The organism is Streptomyces changanensis (genome assembly GCF_024600715.1).
Classification (GTDB): domain Bacteria; phylum Actinomycetota; class Actinomycetes; order Streptomycetales; family Streptomycetaceae; genus Streptomyces; species Streptomyces changanensis.
Genome location: NZ_CP102332.1, coordinates 5,359,416 through 5,376,478, shown reverse-complemented (window position 1 = coordinate 5,376,478; position 17,063 = coordinate 5,359,416). Strand labels below are relative to the sequence as shown.

Sequence of the window (17,063 nt, the reverse complement as noted above, 5' to 3'; positions counted from 1 at the left end):
CGCGCACCCCTACGGCGCCGGGGCGGCCGCGGCCGGGCCGGGCCCGAGCCCGGCGGGTCCGGCCCGGCCACGGCGGAACCAGTCGTGGTCGGGCCCGGTCGTGGTCGGGCCCGGCGGTCCCGGTCTAGCCGCGGTCCGGTCCGCCGGTCCCGGCCGGGGCGCGCTCCGGTCCGGGCCCACCGGCCATGCGGCTGCGGGACCGGCCGTACAGGAAGTAGACGACGACGCCCAGGGCCATCCAGATGGCGAAGCGGACCCAGGTCTCGGCGGGCAGGTTGAGCATCAGCCACAGCGACGCGGCCACCGACGCCGCCGGCAGCCACGGCACCAGGGGGGTGCGGAAGGCACGCGGCAGGTCGGGGCGGGTGCGGCGGAGGATCACCACGCCCAGGGCGACGACGACGAACGCGAACAGGGTGCCGATGTTCACCAGCGTCGCCAGCTCCGCGATGCTGGTCATGCCGGCGATGACGGCGATGAGAACGCCGAGCAGCACCGTCGCGCGGTAGGGCGTCTGGTACACCGGGTGGGTCCGGGAGAAGAAGCGCGGGAGCAGGCCGTCCCGGCTCATCGCGAAGAAGACCCTGGTCTGGCCGAGCAGCAGGATCATGCACACGGTGATGAGGCCGACGGCGGCGCCGAAGCTGATGAAGCCGGCGTACCACGGGTGCCCGGTGGCCTTGAAGGCGTCCGCGAGGGGCGCATCCACGGAGAGCCGGCTGTAGTGCTGCATGCCGGTGACGACGATCGACACGGCGACGTACAGGGTGGTGCAGATGAGGAGGGACCCGAGGATGCCGCGCGGCATGTCCCGCTGCGGCACGCGGGTCTCCTCGGCGGCCGTGGCGACCACGTCGAAACCGATGAAGGCGAAGAAGACGATCGACGCGGCGGTGAAGATGCCCATGACGCCGAAGTTCGTCGGCTCGTAGCCGAAGAGGACCTGCAGGAGCGGCGCGTCGAGGCCGCTGCCCCCGGTCTGCCGCTGCGCCTCGGGGATGAACGGCCGGTAGTTCGCCGCCTTGACGAAGAACGCGCCGGCCACGATGACGACGAGGACGACCGTGACCTTGATGACGACGACGAGCGCGGTGAGCCGCGCCGACAGCTTCATGCCGAGCACGAGGACGCCGGTCAGCGCCAGCACCAGCAGGAAGGCGAGCAGGTCGAAGCCGAACCCGTGGACCTCGTCCGTCCCGGACAGTGCCTGCGGCAGGTGCCAGCCGACGTTGTCGAGGAGCGAGCGGACGTACCCGGACCAGCCGACGGCGACGACGGCGGTGCCCAGCGCGAACTCCAGCACCAGGTCCCAGCCGATGATCCAGGCGGGCAGTTCACCGAGCGACGCGTAGGCGAAGGTGTACGCGGAGCCGGCGACCGGCACCGTCGAGGCGAACTCGGCGTAGCAGAGGGCCGCCAGGGCGCAGACGACGCCGGCCACGACGAAGGCGAGTGCCGTCGCGGGACCGGCGGTCTCCTTGGCGACCTTGCCCGTCAGGACGAAGATGCCCGTGCCGATGATCACGCCCACGCCGAAGACCGTCAGGTCCAGTGCGGAGAGGGATCTGCGCAGCCCGTGCTCGGGCTCCTCGGTGTCCTGGATGGACTGCTCGACCGTCTTGGTGCGGAACAGGCCGCTTCTCCGGCGCGGCGCCGGGTCCGTCTGTGTCGTCACCCGGTCATGATCCGGAGACGGGGCGGGCGGGGGACGGCCGCGCGGGCCGGGTTCACGCGAATGGGCCGGTGGGACCACCCGAACAGGGTGTTCCCACCGGCCCACACGGCCTACGGCGGCGTACCGCGGCCCACCCGGCGCACGGCACGGCGGCGGCGGTCCGGCGCCCGGGCCGGCCCGGTGCGGGCGAGCCCGTGGGCCGGCCCGGTGGGGGCCGGCCCGACGCGGGTCAGTCGCGGACCGGCTCCGCGGCGGCCTCGTCCGCGGTCTCGTCCGCCCGCTCGTCGGCCGTCTCCTCCGGGGCCTCGTAGCGGCCGTCCAGCTTGGAGACGAGGCCCGTCACCTGGCGGGCGACGTCCGGGGCGGTCAGACCGATCTCGGCGAGGACCTCCTTGCGGGAGGCGTGGTCGAGGAAGCGCGGCGGGATGCCGAAGTCGCGCAGCGGCACGTCGACGCCCGCGTCCCGCAGCGCCTGGGCGACGGCGCTGCCGACGCCGCCCACGCGGCCGTTGTCCTCGACGGTGACGACGACGCGGTGCCGGTCGGCGAGCGGCGCCAGGGCCTCGTCGACGGGCTTGACCCAGCGCGGGTCGACGACCGTCGTGGAGATGCCCTGCTTGTCGAGGAGGTCGGCGATCTCCAGGCACATCGGGGCGAGCGCGCCGACGGAGACGAGCAGGACGTCCGGCCGGTCGGTGCCCGGCTCGCGCAGGACGTCCATGCCGCCGACACGGCCGACGGCCTCGACGGCGGGGCCGACGGCGCCCTTCGAGTACCGCACCACGGTGGGCGCGTCGTCGACGGCGACGGCCTCGCGCAGCTGGGCGCGGACCTGGTCGGCGTCGCGGGGGGCGGCGATGCGGAGGTTGGGGACGACCTGGAGGATCGACATGTCCCACATGCCGTTGTGGGAGGCGCCGTCGGTGCCGGTGACCCCGGCGCGGTCCAGGACGAACGTCACGCCGCAGTCGTGCAGGGCGACGTCCATGAGCACCTGGTCGAAGGCGCGGTTGAGGAACGTGGCGTAGACGGCGACGACCGGGTGCAGCCCGCCCGCGGCCAGGCCCGCCGCCGAGACCGCCGCGTGCTGCTCGGCGATGCCCACGTCGTACACCCGCTCCGGGAACGCCTTGGCGAACTTGTCGAGGCCGACCGGCTGGAGCATGGCCGCGGTGATCGCGACGATGTCCTCGCGCTCCTTGCCGAGCTCGACCATCTCGTCGGCGAAGACGGAGGTCCAGTCGGCCCCGGAGGAGGCGATGGGCAGGCCGGTGTCGGGGTGGATCTTGCCGACGGCGTGGAAGCGGTCGGCCTCGTCCGCCAGGGCCGGCTGGTAGCCGCGGCCCTTCTCGGTGAGGCAGTGGACGATGACCGGGCCGTTGAACCGCTTGGCGCGCTGGAGCGCGGACTCCACGGCGGCGATGTCGTGGCCGTCGATCGGGCCGACGTACTTCAGGCCGAGGTCCTCGAAGAGGCCCTGCGGGGCGATGAAGTCCTTCAGGCCCTTCTTCGCGCCGTGCAGCGTCTCGTACAGGGGCCTGCCCACGACCGGGGTGCGGTCGAGGATGTCCTTGGTGCGGGCGAGGAAGCGCTCGTAGCCGTCGGTGGTGCGGAGCGTGGCCAGGTGGTTGGCGAGGCCGCCGATGGTCGGGGCGTAGGAGCGCTCGTTGTCGTTGACGACGATGACGAGCGGGCGGTCCTTCGCCGCGGCGATGTTGTTCAGCGCCTCCCAGGCCATGCCGCCGGTGAGCGCGCCGTCACCGATGACCGCGACGACGTGGTCGTCGCGGCCCAGCACCTCGTTCGCCTTCGCCAGGCCGTCCGCCCAGCCGAGGACGGTCGAGGCGTGGGAGTTCTCGATGAGGTCGTGCTCGGACTCGGCACGCGCCGGGTAGCCGGACAGGCCGCCCTTCATCTTGAGCCTGGAGAAGTCCTGGCGGCCGGTGAGGAGCTTGTGCACGTACGACTGGTGCCCGGTGTCCCACAGGATCCGGTCCTTCGGGGACTCGAAGACGCGGTGCAGGGCGATGGTCAGCTCCACCACGCCGAGGTTGGGGCCGAGGTGGCCGCCGGTCTTCGAGACCGCGTCGACGAGGAAGGTGCGGATCTCCGAGGCCAGCCGGTCAAGCTGCTCCGGGGAGAGCCGGTCGAGGTCGCGCGGTCCCCTGATACGGGTCAGCAATGCCACCCGTGCCTCCTTGCGTGTTGGGCTGGTCGAGGTTGAGCCGGTCGAGCGTGCCGATCCGCCGAGTCTAATGTTCCGTCCCGGACTGTGGACATCGGGCCGTGTCCGGGAGGCGCCCGTACGTGGTGACACGGACGGGCGGTGCGGACGTAGCCGAATGTAACCACGTGGGGCGGGTGGGTGCCCGGTGTCCACGGGCCCCTCCCTCAGGACGCGCCGGTGCCCGGCGCCGGTTGCGCGGCGCCGGGCACTGCGGGGTGACGCGCTGCCGCCAGGGGGTGTGTCCCGCCGATCAGGTCGGGCTCGCTGGGCCGACCTGATCGACACGACGCCCCCTAGGCGCGGCCGGCGTCCTTCTGGGTCCTGCGGGAGACCGAGTCGATCACGACGGCGGCGAGGAGCACCGCGCCGGTGATCATGTACTGGATCTCGCTGGCCATGCCGAGCATGTTCAGGCCCTGCTGGATCGACTGGATGACGATCATGCCGAGGAGGGCCGACCAGACCTTGCCGCGGCCGCCGAAGAGGCTGGTGCCGCCGATGACGGCCGCCGCGATGACGAGCATCAGGGTGTTGCCGCCGCCGAGGCTCTTCGTGGCGCCGCCGGAGAGGCTGGCGACGAAGAGGCCGCCGAACGCGGCGAGCAGGCCGGAGAGGCCGAACACGGTGATCCGGATCCGGTCGACGTTGATGCCCGCGCGGCGGGCGGCCTCGGCGCTGCCGCCGACCGCGAAGACCTGGCGGCCGAAGGTGGTGCGGCGGGCGACGAAGTCGGCGACGAGCAGGACGGCGAGGAAGAGCACGAGGGCCAGCGGCAGGCCGCGGGCGCCGGCGGGCTCGTTCAGCACGTAGGCGACGACGAGGCACAGGACCGCGACGACGCCGGTGCGCAGCAGGATCTCGCTGGTGGGGCGGGCGGCCAGGCCGGCGGCGCGGCGCCGCTTGACGTCCAGCAGCAGCGACGCGGCGTAGAGGAGCACCGCGGCGACGGCCAGGCCGTAGGCGGCGGCCTTGTCCTCGAAGTAGTAGCCGGTGAGGCTCTCCACGACGCTGCCGGTCGGCGTGTTGATGGAGCCTTCCTTGCCCATCAGCCAGATCTGCAGGCCGCTCCAGCCGAGGAAGCCGGCGAGGGTGACGACGAAGGCGGGCACGCCGACCTTCGCGAAGAAGAAGCCGTGCAGGAGGCCGAGGGCCAGGCCGACGACGACGGAGATGAGGACGGCGAGCCAGTCGTTCAGCCCGTTGGTGACGCTGAGCACCGCCCAGACGGCGGCGCCGACGCCGGCGATGGAGCCGACGGAGAGGTCGATCTCGCCCAGGATGAGGACGAAGACGATGCCGACGGCCATGATGCCGAGGCCGGAGCTGTAGACCGCGATGTTCGCGACGGAGCTCGCCGACAGGAAGTTGGCGTTCTGCGACTGGAAGACGACCGCGATGACGATCAGGCCGATGAAGACCGGCAGGGAGCCGAGCTCGCCGCCGCGGACCTTGCGGGTGAACTCGGTCCAGTAGCCCTTGAGGCCCTGCTCGCGGACGAGGAGGCGGGGGTCGACCGCCGGTACGGGCGCCGCCGACTGGTCGGTGCCGTTCGGGGCGTGGGCGCCGCGGCGCCGGGGGGTCTTGGTGAGGTCGCTCACTTCGCGTCCTCCTTCGAGGCCGTACGGGCCTGGCGGCGCGTGACGGCGTTGTCCGTGGCGCCGGTGATGGCGGCGATGATCTCTTCGTGGGACGTGCCCTGGACGTCGAAGACGCCGTTGTTGCGGCCGAGGCGCAGGATGGCGGCGCGGTCGGCGACGGCCCGGACGTCGGCCATGTTGTGGGTGATGAGGATGACGCCGTGGCCGTTCTCGCGGAGCCGCTCGACCAGGTCGAGCACCTGGGCGGTCTGCTCGACGCCGAGGGCGGCGGTCGGCTCGTCCAGGATGACGACCTTGGGGTTGCCGATCAGGGCGCGGGCGATGGCCACGACCTGGCGCTGGCCGCCGGAGAGGGAGGCGACCGGGATGCGCACGCTCGGGATGCGGATGGAGAGGGTGTCGAGGAGCTCCTTGGCGCGCTTCTCCATCGCGATCTCGTCGAGGACGGAGGCGCGGCGCAGCTCGGTGCCGAGGAAGAGGTTGGCGACCACGTCGAGGTTGTCGCAGAGGGCGAGGTCCTGGTAGACGGTGGCGATGCCGAGCTCCTGGGCGTCGTTCGGCCGGGTGACCCGGACCGGACGGCCCTCCCACTCGATGCTGCCCTCGTCGATCGGGTGGACCCCCGAGATCGTCTTGACGAGGGTCGACTTGCCGGCGCCGTTGTCGCCGAGCAGGGCGACGACCTCTCCGGCGTGGATCTCCAGGTCTACGTCGGTGAGCGCCTGGACGGCGCCGAACCGCTTGGAGACTCCGCGCAACGCCAGCACGGGCGTAGCGGACACGTGAATCATCTCCTTCACCCGCCCGACGGGCGGGGATGGTGGTGCGTTGGAGCACAAGGGGTGCGAGGGAGTCCGGCGCCCGCCCGCCGCCGCGGGGCGTGATGAGGGGGGTGGGCGCCGGACCGGTGCGGGGGCCCGGGTCGAACGGGCCTCGTGTGGGGCCCCTTCGGAGCGGGCCCCGCGCGTGGTGAGGAGGGAGGGGTGCCGGCTACTTGATGCCGGCGGCCTCGCAGGCGGCCTTGTACTCGGCCGTGCAGATGTCGGCGGCCTTGTAGACCTTGTCCATGACGACCGTGTCGGCGATGTTGTCCTTGGTCACGATCTGGGCGTCGTAGAGCTTCGCCGGGATGTTCTTGAACTCGCCGGTGAGGCTGGTGACCTTGGCCGGGGTGAGGTGGGCGAACTTCTCGCCCTTGAGGAGCGCGACGGCGATCTCGGCGGTGGTCTCGGCCTCGGGCTTGATCTGCTTGTAGATCGTGAAGGACTGCTCGCCCTTCAGGATGCGCTGCAGACCGGCGAGCTCGGCGTCCTGGCCGCCGACGGGGACCTTGACGCCCTGCTTCTTGAGGGCGGTGATGATGCCGCCGGCCATGCCGTCGTTGGCGGAGTAGACGCCCTGGAAGCCGTCCTTGCCGAGCGAGTCGATGGCGGCGCCCATCTTCTTGTTCGCCTCGTCCGGGGACCAGTCCGGGATGTCCTGCTCGTAGACGATCTTCCCGACCTGCTTGTCGAGGACGCTGTGGGCGCCCCTCTTGAACAGCGGGGCGTTCGGGTCGGTCGGCGAACCGTTGATCATGACGACGTCGGCGTCCTTCGCCCCGGCGCCCAGCGCCTTGACGAGGGCCTCGCCCTGGAGGCGGCCGATCTTCTCGTTGTCGTACGAGACGTAGGCGGCGATCGGGCCCTCGGCGAGCCGGTCGTACGCGACGACCTTGACGCCCTTCTTCTCGGCCTGCTGCACCCACGACTTGGTGGCCTTGTAGTCGACCGCGTCGAGGATGATCACCTTGACGCCCTGCGTGACGAGCGCGTCGAACTGCTTCTTCTGGGTCTCGGTGTCCTGGGCGGCGTTGTTGTACTTGACCTCGCAGTCCGAGCAGAGTTCCTTGATCTTCGCCTCGATGATCGGGCGGTCGAAGGTCTCGTAGCGCGTGGTCTTGTTCTCGGGCAGGAGCAGACCGATGGTCTTGCCGTCACCGCCGTCGCCGCCGGCGGAGCCGCCGTCTCCCGCCTTGCCACAGGCGGCGAGGGACACGGCCATGGACACCGCGGCCGTACCTATGGCGACGCGTCGCGTCATTGCGTTCATTGGGTTTGCCTCCCTGACGAGGCCGCGACACTGCGGCCGAGGTGGCTGTGAGTCAACTCGGGCCGCCACCTCGTCGTCAAGGAGTGAATTGTTAACGAGATGACAACGGTGCCATGCGTTATCTAAGTGAACGCAGGCGTAGTGGCCTTCCCGGCCGACTGGTGGGCGCCCTCCAGAAGGGTCGAATCACCCATTTCACTCAGGACGAGGGCGAGTGCTCCCAGCACCTCGGCGCGCCCGCCGAGGGCGCCCGGAGCGACGGAGAGGTGCCGGGCCGCGCTGGGGATCGCGTACCGCGAGACGGACTCCCTGATGGGCGTCAGGACCAGCTCACCGGCCTCCGCGAGGTCGCCGCCGAGGACGACCCGGCTGGGGTTGAGGAGGTTGCAGAGGTTCGCGACGCCGCTGCCGATGTGGCGGCCCACGTCGGCCACGACACGGCGGCAGCCGGGGTCGCCCTCGCGCGCCAGCCGGACCACCCGCTCCATGGTGAGGTCGGGGCCGTGGCCGGGCTGGAGGAGCGGCAGGACGTAGCGGGCCGCGGTGAAGGTCTCCAGGCAGCCGCGGTTGCCGCAGCGGCAGACGGGGCCCGACTCGTCGAGCGTGATGTGGCCGATCTCGCCGGCCGTGCCGCCGGGGCCCCGGTAGATCTGCCCGTCGATGACGAGCCCGGCCCCGACACCGCTGGCCACCTTGATGTACGCGAGGTCGCGGACGCCCCGGCCGGCGCCCCAGACGAGCTCGCCGAGGGCACCGAGGTTGGCGTCGTTGTCCACGTGGACGGGGACGCCGAGGCGGGCCGACAGCTCCCGGCTGGGGTTGATCCCGGTCCAGCCCGGCAGGATCGACGTGGAACCGAGCGTGCCGGACGAGACGTCGATCGGGCCGGGGACGCCGAGCCCCACCCCGATGACCTTGTCGGGGCCGATTCCGGTGGTCTCGATCAGCCGCTTGACCAGGTGTTCCGCCCGGTCGAAGCCCTCGGCGGAGGAGGCGTCCACGTCGAGCGGCTCGGCCTCCTCCGCGAGCACCTGGTGGGCGAGGTTGCCGACGGCGACGCGCAGGTGCGTATGGCCGAAGTCGACGCCGATGACGATCCCGGCGTCACCGCTGAGCGAGACGCTGCGGGCGCGGCGGCCGCCCGCGGAGGTCGGGGTGACCTCGACCGTGCCGCCGTCCTTCAGCTCCCGCACGATGTTGGAGACCGTGGCGGCGGACAGCCCCGTGGCCCGGGCGATCTCCGCCTGGGTGAGGGAACCGGCCATACGGACGGCGCGCACGACCCGCTCGAGGTTGGCGCGATGCAGAGACGTCTGCGACCCCGGAGTCTCCATCGACTCTCTCACTCCTGCCGTTTTCTCCAACATGTGAACTCTAAGCTGAGCCTTTCGCGTTGGTCTCCGTCAAGACCTTGAGCATTACGAAGCTCTGATGAGCGGGTAATGTCGCAATAAGACCGATATGTCGGCATTGGGACACAAAGAAACCGCCCTCCGGAGCCCGTGGGGCCCGGCGGGCGGTTCACGGCTCGTAGCCGCCGGACGGCTACTTCAGGGCGCCGGAGGTGAGCCCCGCCTGCACCTGCCGCTGGAAGACGGCGTACACCACCAGCACGGGCAGCATCGCGATCACCATGCCGGCCATGAGCGCGCCCCAGTCGTTCTCGTACCCCTGCTGCAGGGCGATCATCGCCAGGCCCTGGGTGAGGACGTACTTGTCCTCCTGCTGGTTCAGCACCATCGGCAGCAGGTACTGGTTCCACTGCCCCAGGAAGTTGAAGATCCCGATGCTGATCAGTCCCGGCTTCGCCATCGGCAGCATGACCTGGAAGAACGTCCGGGTGTGCGAGGCGCCGTCGATCAGCGCCGCCTCCGCCACCGACGTGGGCAGCGTCCGGAAGAACGCCGTCATGAAGAAGACGGTGAAGGGCAGCGAGTACGCGATGTAGACGAGGATCAGCCCGTGGTACGTCGCCAGCAGCGAGGTGCCGGGGAAGTCCCGCATCACGAAGAAGAGCGGGATCACCAGCATGAAGACGGGGAAGGACATCCCGGCCACGAACAGGTAGTAGACGAACCGGTTGCCGGGGAAGGTGAAGCGGGCCAGCACGTACGCGGCCATCGACCCCAGCACCATCGTGCCGGTGACGGAACCGCCCACGACGATCGCCGTGTTCACGAAGTAGCGGCCCATGTTCGCCTCGTTCCAGGCGTTGGACCAGTTCTCCCAGTGCAGGACCGTCGGCAGCCCCCACGGGTCGGTGAGGATGCCGCTGCTGTCCTTGAAGGCGCTCCACAGCACCCACAGCAGCGGGACGCCGACCATCAGCGCCCACAGCACGAGGATGCCGTGCGAGAAGACGTTGAGGACGCCGCCCCCGGACGGGCGGACCCCGGGGCGCCCAGGGCCCGCCGACGGGCGGGGGGTGCGCGGGGACGCCAGGGTGCCGGCGCCCGGTACCGGCCCGTCGGCCTTGCTGATCTCGTCGGTGGTCACGCGCCGCTCCCTCAGTACTCGATCCGCTCACGGCGCGCGAAGCGCAGCGTGAGCACGGCGAAGGCCATCGTCACGACGAGCATCGCGACGCCCATCGCGGCCGCGAAGCCGTACTGGCTGTCGCGGAAGGCCGTCAGGTAGAGCCTGAGCGGCATGACGTCGGTGGCGCCGTCCGGTCCGCCCATGTTCACCGACATGATCTGCACCAGGGCGAACGCGTCCAGGGCGATGATCCCCATGTACACCCAGCCGGTCTGCACGGTGTCCCAGAGCAGCGGCAGCGTGATCCGGAAGAAGGTGTGGGAGCGGCCCGCCCCGTCCAGCAGGGCCGCCTCGTACACGTCGCGGGGGATGGACGCCATCGCGGCGGAGAACAGGACGACGAAGAAGCCCACGTGCCCCCAGACCATGACCGCGCTGATGCACCACAGCGCGAGGCTCTTCTCCCCCAGCCAGGCGTTCTGCAGCCCCTCCAGGCCGACCGCGTCGAGGAGGGAGTTGAGCATGCCGTCGTCCGGGTCCGGGTTGTAGATGTTGAACCAGATGACCGCGATGATCGTGATGGAGATGACCTGCGGGAGGAAGAACACGAACGTGTAGAGGCGGGAGCCCGCCACACCGGCGACGACCTGGTTCGGCCGCCGCCTGCCGCCCACGTTGAGCATGAACGCGAAGAACAGGCCGAGGGCGAGCGTGACCAGCGGCACGAGGGCCAGCATGTAGACGTTGTGGCGCAGCGCGTTCCAGAACTCCTCGCTCTCCCACAGCCGGACGAAGTTGTCGGCGCCGACGAAGCGGGCCGTGCCGACCAGGCCCGACCAGTCCGTCAGCGAGATCTGGAAGGCCTGGACGAACGGCGAGACGACGAAGACGGCGTAGACGAGCAGAGGTGGGGCGAGGAAGCCCACGATGAATCGGTACTTGCCGTGTTGCATGGAGCGTGCGGCCCCTTCCCCTCATCCACCGGCCGACGACTGACGACCGGCACGGAACCGGCCGGCGCGGCACGGCGCCGTGCCGGCCGACGGGCGGCCGGTACCGGTACCGGTACCGGCGCCGGCCCGGTCGGCGCCGACCGGAGGCCCGGGTCCCGGCCCGGTGCCGGTCGTGGTCGCGGCGTCGGCCCCGCGCCGGTCGTGGTCGCGGTCAGGCGGTGCGCTTGAACTTCGTGACGGACGGGTCCTTGGCCACCTTGTCGGCCTCCGCCTGGGTCTTCCTGATCCAGTCGGCGGCCTTCAGCTCGCCGGCGAGCAGCTGACCGGTGAGGCCGCCGATCTTCTCGTCGGTGAGCGCCGGGTACCACTCCTGGAGCTGGAGGCTGATCAGGTGGTCGCCGGCCTCCTTGAAGACCTTGCTGGCCGAGGCGAGCCCCGGCGAGAGGGACATGCCCTCGGTGGCGTCGACCACGCAGGTCAGGGACTTCACCTTGGTGGCGAAGTTCTGCGCGTGCTTGCGCGACAGCATGATGCGCAGCAGCTCCATGCCGCCGACCGGGTTCGCGCCCTTCGCGGCGACGATGTACGGCTCGCTCGGCTCGGCGCGCAGGGTGCCGTGCGGCATCGCGTCGCCCGTGCCGTCGAAGAGCGCGCCCACCGCCATCCCGAAGCCGTCGGGGGTCGTCGGCGCCGACTCGTTCTCCACCCAGGAGCCGTTGGGGAGGAAGACGGCCTTCCCCCGGTTCCAGGCGGTCTGGGACTGGATGTGCGTCAGGCCCTGGCTGCCCTCCAGGAAGTACTTCTTCGCGGCCAGCTCCTCGTAGTGCTCGACGACTTGGCGGACCGCGTCGTTGGACGTCCAGGCGCCGGGCTCCAGGTTGTCGATGGCGGTCCACTTCTCCATGCCGCCGATCTTGGCGATCTGGGCGAAGAGGTTGAAGTGGACGTAGTACGGATACTTGCCGGCGTACGTCCAGGGCGCGATGCCCGCCTTCTTGATCTCGCCGCAGAGCGCGACCATCTCGTCGAGGGTCCGCGGGTACGCCCAGCCCTTCGACTCCAGCAGCTTCTGCGAGTACCAGGTGCCGTAGATGGTGAAGGCGTAGTACAGCACGTCGAAGGTGTCGCCGTGCCTGCCCTTCTCCACGGTGCTGGGGTGGATGGTGTCCCGGACCTTCTTCGCCGGGTCGTCCAGGGACGGGGCGTCCAGGAGGGCGGCGAGGTCCTGGAGCTGCCCCTGCGTGGAGAGCTTGTTCATGTCCAGGTGGTCGGCGCCGGAGTTGTCGATGACGTCGGGCGGGTTGCCGCCGGCGAAGCGCGGGGTGAGCTTGGGGCCCACCTGCTGGGTGCCGGTGTGCTTCACGTCCGCCTTGTACGTGGCCTTGTAGTCGGCCTCGGCGTCCTTCGCGTACTGGTCGCCGAGGCCGCCCTTGAAGATGAACGCCTCCAGCGGGGCGCCCTCCTTGACGCCGAGCGGGTTCTTCTCGGTCTTCTCGCCGGCGGGGGCGGTCGCGCCGTCGCCGCCGCCACCGCCGCCCCCGGTCGCGCAGGCGGACAGCAGGCCCGTGGCGGGTACGGCGATCAGGCCGAGCGCGGCGGACCGCCGCAGCAGTTCTCGGCGGCCGTGGCCCGCGCGGCCGCGGCCGCCCTCGGGAGTGGAACCGTCGTCGCCGTCGTTGCGGGCGGAGGTGGATCCCATGCTCAAGTCCTCGCCTTCTCCAGGACTCAGGCGGTGCGCCGGTCGCCCCGTACGACTCGCCAGAGGCGAAGGGCCCCGCCACCGCGGTCTCGTGCAGCTGGGTCGTGCCGGTTCGTGCAGGGAGCAGCGCACCGCCCGGCCGTTCGGGAACGGCCGGCGCGGACGCCGACAGGTATAGTCCACTTCAGGTCGACGGGGCAAGATCGATAACAGTATTCGGCAGGAGTCTTTCCCTAGTTGAGACCTCGGGGGAATTCCTTTCAGCGCGGCGTGAATCGAAGCTCGATTCGATCACCGGAAGGAATGAATCGCGCCGCACCACCCCGCCGGAACCCTTGACACCCTCTTCCACCTCGCTCCCTACTGGACCCCGCGCCCTTGAGTTGACAACGTTGTCCTGGCGCGATCGGAGGGAGCGTCGGATGCGGTTACGACCTCTTCGCACGGCCGTCGTCCTGGCGGCCGTCTCGCTGCTCGTGGCCGGATCGCCCCCGGCCGTACAGGCGTCACCGGCCCGACCTGCGGCCCCGGCACAGGAGTTCACCACCTCGTTCGAACCCGACGAGGCCCCGCCCACCTGGCGCGACACCGTCGAGACCGGCCCGGACGGCCGGGAGCGGGCCCGGGGTGTGGACGGCGCCTTCGCCGCGGGCATCCCCGGCGACGTGACGGACCGGGTCACCGGGGTGCGGGCCAGCGGGGAGCACGCGGAGGCCGGCGAGACGAAGGAGAATCTGCTCGACTCCGAACCCACCACGAAATGGCTCACCTTAGCCCCGACCGCCTGGCTCGAATTCACGCTGGAGGAACCGCTCCCGGTCGTCTCCTACGCCCTCACCTCCGCCAACGACCACGCCGCGCGCGACCCGCGCGCCTGGACGCTCCACGGCTCCGCCGACGGCACGCGCTGGACGCCCCTCGACACCCGCGAGAACGAGACGTTCCCGGAACGCTTCCGGACACGCACGTACCACTTCGCCAACACCACCCGGTACGCGCACTACCGGCTGGAAATCACCGCCAACAACGGCGCCCCCGCCACCCTGCAACTCGCCGACGTCCACCTCTCGGACGGGGACGGCACGGCCCCCGCGCCGCGGACCATGCGCAGCCACGTCGACCGGGGCCCGGCCGGCTCCCCCACCGCCAAGGCGCACGCCGGTTTCACCGGCCTGCGGGCGCTGCGGTACGCCGGGACGCACCGGGCGGCGGGGCCGGGGCACTCGTACAACAAGGTCTTCGACGTGCACGTCGCGGTCGGGCCCACCACGGAGCTGTCGTACCGGATCCACCCCTCCCTGCCCGCGGGGCCCGGCGGCACCGGGGCCGACCTGACGTACCCCGCGACGCACGTCGCCGTGGACCTGGCCTTCACCGACGGGACCTACCTCAGCGGCCTGCGCGCCACCGACAGCCACGGCGGGGTGCTCACGCCGCGCGGCCAGGCCGCCGCGAAGCGCCTCTACGCCAACCAGTGGAACCAGGTCACGGCCGGCATCGGCGCGGTCGCCGCCGGCCGCGTCGTGGACCGGATCCTGGTGGCGTACGACGCGCCGCGGGGACCCGCCCGCTTCCAGGGGTGGCTCGACGACGTCACGCTGAGCCGCGCGGCGCCCGAACCGGCGCACGTCCATCCCTCCGCGTACGTCTCGACGGTGCGCGGGACCCACTCCAGCGGCGCCTTCTCGCGCGGCAACACCTTCCCCGCGACGGCCGTGCCGCACGGCTTCAACTTCTGGACGCCGGTGACGAACGCCGCGTCGAAGAGCTGGCTGTACGAGTACGCGCGCGGCAACACCGCGAACAACCTGCCCGCGCTCCAGGCGTTCAGCGCCAGCCACGAGCCGAGCCCCTGGATGGGCGACCGGCAGACGTTCCAGGTGATGCCGTCGGCGGCGCCGGGGCCGGGGGCGCCACCCACCGAACGGGCCGCCCGCGCGCTGGAGTTCCGTCACGGCAACGAGTCGGCGCGACCTCACCACTACCGGGTCCGCTTCGAGAACGGCCTCACGGCGGAGATCGCCCCGGCGGACCACGCGGCGACGATGCGGTTCACGTTCCCCGGTGACGACGCGTCGGTGGTCTTCGACAACATCACGCAGGAGGGCGGGCTGACGCTCGATCCGGCGACGAGCTCCTTCACCGGCTACTCGGACGTGAAGAGCGGTCTGTCGACGGGCGCGACGCGGATGTTCGTCCACGGTGTGTTCGACGCGCCGGTCACCGCCTCGTCGGCGGAGGGCGTCCGGGGCTTCCTGCGGTTCGCGGCGGGCCGGGACCGGACGGTGCACCTGCGGATGGCGACGTCGCTGATCAGCGTGGAACAGGCGCGGCGCAACCTCGCCGCGGAGATCCCGGCGGGCACGCCGTTCGCCGCGGTGGCGGCCGCGGCGCGGGCGCAGTGGGACCGCCTCCTCGGCCGGGTGCGCGTGGAGGGCGCGACGCGCGACCAGCTCACGACGCTCTACTCCGGCCTGTACCGGCTGTATCTGTACCCCAACTCCGGCCATGAGCGGGTCGACGGCCGGTGGCGCTACGCCAGCCCGTTCTCCCCGCAGACCGGCCCGGACACCCCGACGCACACCGGCGCGAAGATCGTCGACGGGAAGGTGTACGTCAACAACGGCTTCTGGGACACCTACCGGACGACGTGGCCCGCCTACTCCTTCCTCACCCCGCGCCGGGCGGGGGAACTGGTGGACGGCTTCGTCCAGCAGTACCGGGACGGCGGCTGGATCTCCCGCTGGTCGTCGCCGGGGTACGCCGACCTGATGACCGGCACGTCCTCGGACGTGGCGTTCGCCGACGCGTACGTCAAGGGCGTCCGCTTCGACGCGGAGGCGGCGTACGAGGCGGCGCTGAAGAACGCGACGGTGCTCCCGCCGGGCCGGGGCGTGGGCCGCAAGGGCATGGCCACCTCCCCCTTCACCGGGTACGCCTCGACGGAGACGCACGAGGGCCTGTCCTGGTCGATGGAGGGGTACGTCAACGACTTCGGCCTGGCGCGGATGGCGCGCGAGCTGCACCGCAGGACCGGCGAGGCCCGCTACGGGGAGGAGGCCGCGTACTTCCTGGACCGGGCGCGCGGCTACGTGGCGCTCTTCGACGCGGAGGCCGGCTTCTTCCAGGGGCGCGACGCGCGCGGCCGGTGGCGGGTGCCGTCGGCCTCGTACGACCCGCGCGTGTGGGGGTACGACTACACCGAGACCAACGGCTGGGGGTACGCCTTCACCGCCCCGCAGGACAGCCGGGGCTTGGCCAACCTGTACGGCGGGCGCGCCGGTCTCGCGGCGAAGCTCGACGCGTACTTCTCGACACCGGAGACGGGCGCGCCCGAGTTCGCCGGCTCGTACGGCGGCGTCATCCACGAGATGACGGAGGCGCGGGACGTGCGGATGGGCATGTACGGCCACTCCAACCAGGTCGCCCACCACGTCGCGTACATGTACGACGCGGCGGGGCAGCCGTGGAAGACGCAGGAGAAGGTCCGCGAGGTGCTGTCCCGGCTGTACGTCGGCAGCGAGATCGGCCAGGGCTACCACGGCGACGAGGACAACGGCGAGCAGTCGGCCTGGTACCTGTTCTCCGCGCTCGGCTTCTACCCGCTGGTGATGGGCGCGGGCGAGTACGCCGTCGGGTCGCCGCTGTTCACCAAGGCGACGGTGCGCACCGACGACGGGGCGGTGCTCGTCGTCAAGGCCCCGCGCAACAGCCCCCGGAACGTCTACGTGCAGGGACTGCGGGTCAACGGCCGGCAGTGGACGTCGACGGCGCTGCCGCACGGGCTCCTCGCGCGGGGCGGGACGCTGGAGTTCGACATGGGGCCGCGGCCCTCGACGTGGGGCACGGGCGCGGACGCGGCGCCCGCCTCCGTCACCCGGGACGACCGCGTGCCCGTGCCGCGGCGCGACGCCCTGTCGGGTCCCGGCCCGCTGTTCGACGACACGTCGGCGACGGCGGGGCCGGTGTCGGGCGCGGTGGAGCTGCCGGTGCCGGGGCCGGTCCGCGCGGTCCAGTACACCCTGACCTCCGCGGCCGCGGCGGCCGCGCCGGACGGCTGGGTGTTGGAGGGCTCGACGGACGGCGCCCGCTGGCGGGAGGTGGACCGCCGGTCGGGCGAGGTCTTCCGCTGGGACCGCCAGACGCGGGTGTTCACGGTGGCCCGGCCGGGGGCGTACAGGGCCTACCGGCTGGTCGCCGCGGACGCGGGAGCGGGAGCGGGCCGGGAGCTGGCGGAGGTGGAACTCCTGGCCCGGCCACCCCGCGGGTGAGACCGGCGGGAGCGCGGGCGGGCACGCGCGCGGCGGGCGCGGGCGGCGCCAGGGCCTCGCGGCGGGCGGCG

10 protein-coding genes are annotated in these 17,063 nt (G+C 71.5%); 1 reads left to right on the top strand and 9 read right to left on the bottom strand.

Annotation, left to right across the window (positions count from 1 at the left end):
* Nucleotides 1–124: 124 nt before the first annotated feature.
* From NRO40_RS23500 to ngcE, 9 genes are all read right to left on the bottom strand, one after another.
* A complete protein-coding gene (locus NRO40_RS23500) occupies nt 125–1,675 on the bottom strand; it encodes an amino acid permease (RefSeq protein ID WP_257375497.1) in 1,551 nt (516 codons plus the stop codon).
* A 229-nt stretch (nt 1,676–1,904) separates the two neighbouring features.
* Entirely contained in the window at nt 1,905–3,863 is a 1,959-nt protein-coding gene (gene dxs / locus NRO40_RS23495; RefSeq protein WP_058941393.1) for a 1-deoxy-D-xylulose-5-phosphate synthase, read from the bottom strand.
* A 332-nt stretch (nt 3,864–4,195) separates the two neighbouring features.
* Nucleotides 4,196–5,500, bottom strand: a complete 1,305-nt coding sequence (locus tag NRO40_RS23490) for a sugar ABC transporter permease (RefSeq protein ID WP_058941394.1) — start codon at nt 5,498–5,500, stop codon at nt 4,196–4,198.
* On the bottom strand, nt 5,497–6,291 hold the full coding sequence (locus NRO40_RS23485; RefSeq protein ID WP_058941395.1) for an ATP-binding cassette domain-containing protein: 795 nt from the start codon (nt 6,289–6,291) through the stop codon (nt 5,497–5,499). The genes NRO40_RS23490 and NRO40_RS23485 overlap by 4 nt, the downstream gene beginning before the upstream one ends.
* 199 nt (nt 6,292–6,490) lie before the next feature.
* Nucleotides 6,491–7,591, bottom strand: coding sequence for a substrate-binding domain-containing protein (locus NRO40_RS23480; protein WP_058941396.1), 1,101 nt, complete (start codon nt 7,589–7,591; stop codon nt 6,491–6,493).
* A gap of 122 nt (nt 7,592–7,713) precedes the next feature.
* On the bottom strand, nt 7,714–8,925 hold the full coding sequence (locus NRO40_RS23475; RefSeq protein WP_058941397.1) for an ROK family transcriptional regulator: 1,212 nt from the start codon (nt 8,923–8,925) through the stop codon (nt 7,714–7,716).
* 211 nt (nt 8,926–9,136) lie between these two features.
* Nucleotides 9,137–10,033, bottom strand: coding sequence for a carbohydrate ABC transporter permease (locus NRO40_RS23470; RefSeq protein WP_058941448.1), 897 nt, complete (start codon nt 10,031–10,033; stop codon nt 9,137–9,139).
* 65 nt (nt 10,034–10,098) lie between these two features.
* Nucleotides 10,099–11,022, bottom strand: coding sequence for a carbohydrate ABC transporter permease (locus tag NRO40_RS23465; protein ID WP_058941398.1), 924 nt, complete (start codon nt 11,020–11,022; stop codon nt 10,099–10,101).
* Nucleotides 11,023–11,233: 211 nt separating this feature from the next.
* Nucleotides 11,234–12,721: an N-acetylglucosamine/diacetylchitobiose ABC transporter substrate-binding protein gene (gene ngcE, locus NRO40_RS23460; RefSeq protein ID WP_079046929.1), complete on the bottom strand. Its 1,488-nt coding sequence runs from the start codon at nt 12,719–12,721 to the stop codon at nt 11,234–11,236.
* A 422-nt stretch (nt 12,722–13,143) separates the two neighbouring features.
* Between ngcE and NRO40_RS23455 the strand changes: the two genes are divergently transcribed.
* Nucleotides 13,144–16,992, top strand: a complete 3,849-nt coding sequence (locus NRO40_RS23455) for a GH92 family glycosyl hydrolase (protein ID WP_257375496.1) — start codon at nt 13,144–13,146, stop codon at nt 16,990–16,992.
* Nucleotides 16,993–17,063 lie beyond the last annotated feature (71 nt).

Coding starts and splice junctions, on each gene's coding strand:
- NRO40_RS23485 (WP_058941395.1), bottom strand. CDS start 6,291: ATGATTCACGTGTCCGCTACGCCCGTGCTGGCGTTGCGCGGAGTCTCC.
- NRO40_RS23480 (WP_058941396.1), bottom strand. CDS start 7,591: ATGAACGCAATGACGCGACGCGTCGCCATAGGTACGGCCGCGGTGTCC.
- NRO40_RS23475 (WP_058941397.1), bottom strand. CDS start 8,925: ATGGAGACTCCGGGGTCGCAGACGTCTCTGCATCGCGCCAACCTCGAG.
- NRO40_RS23465 (WP_058941398.1), bottom strand. CDS start 11,022: ATGCAACACGGCAAGTACCGATTCATCGTGGGCTTCCTCGCCCCACCT.
- ngcE (WP_079046929.1), bottom strand. CDS start 12,721: ATGGGATCCACCTCCGCCCGCAACGACGGCGACGACGGTTCCACTCCC.
- NRO40_RS23455 (WP_257375496.1), top strand. CDS start 13,144: ATGCGGTTACGACCTCTTCGCACGGCCGTCGTCCTGGCGGCCGTCTCG.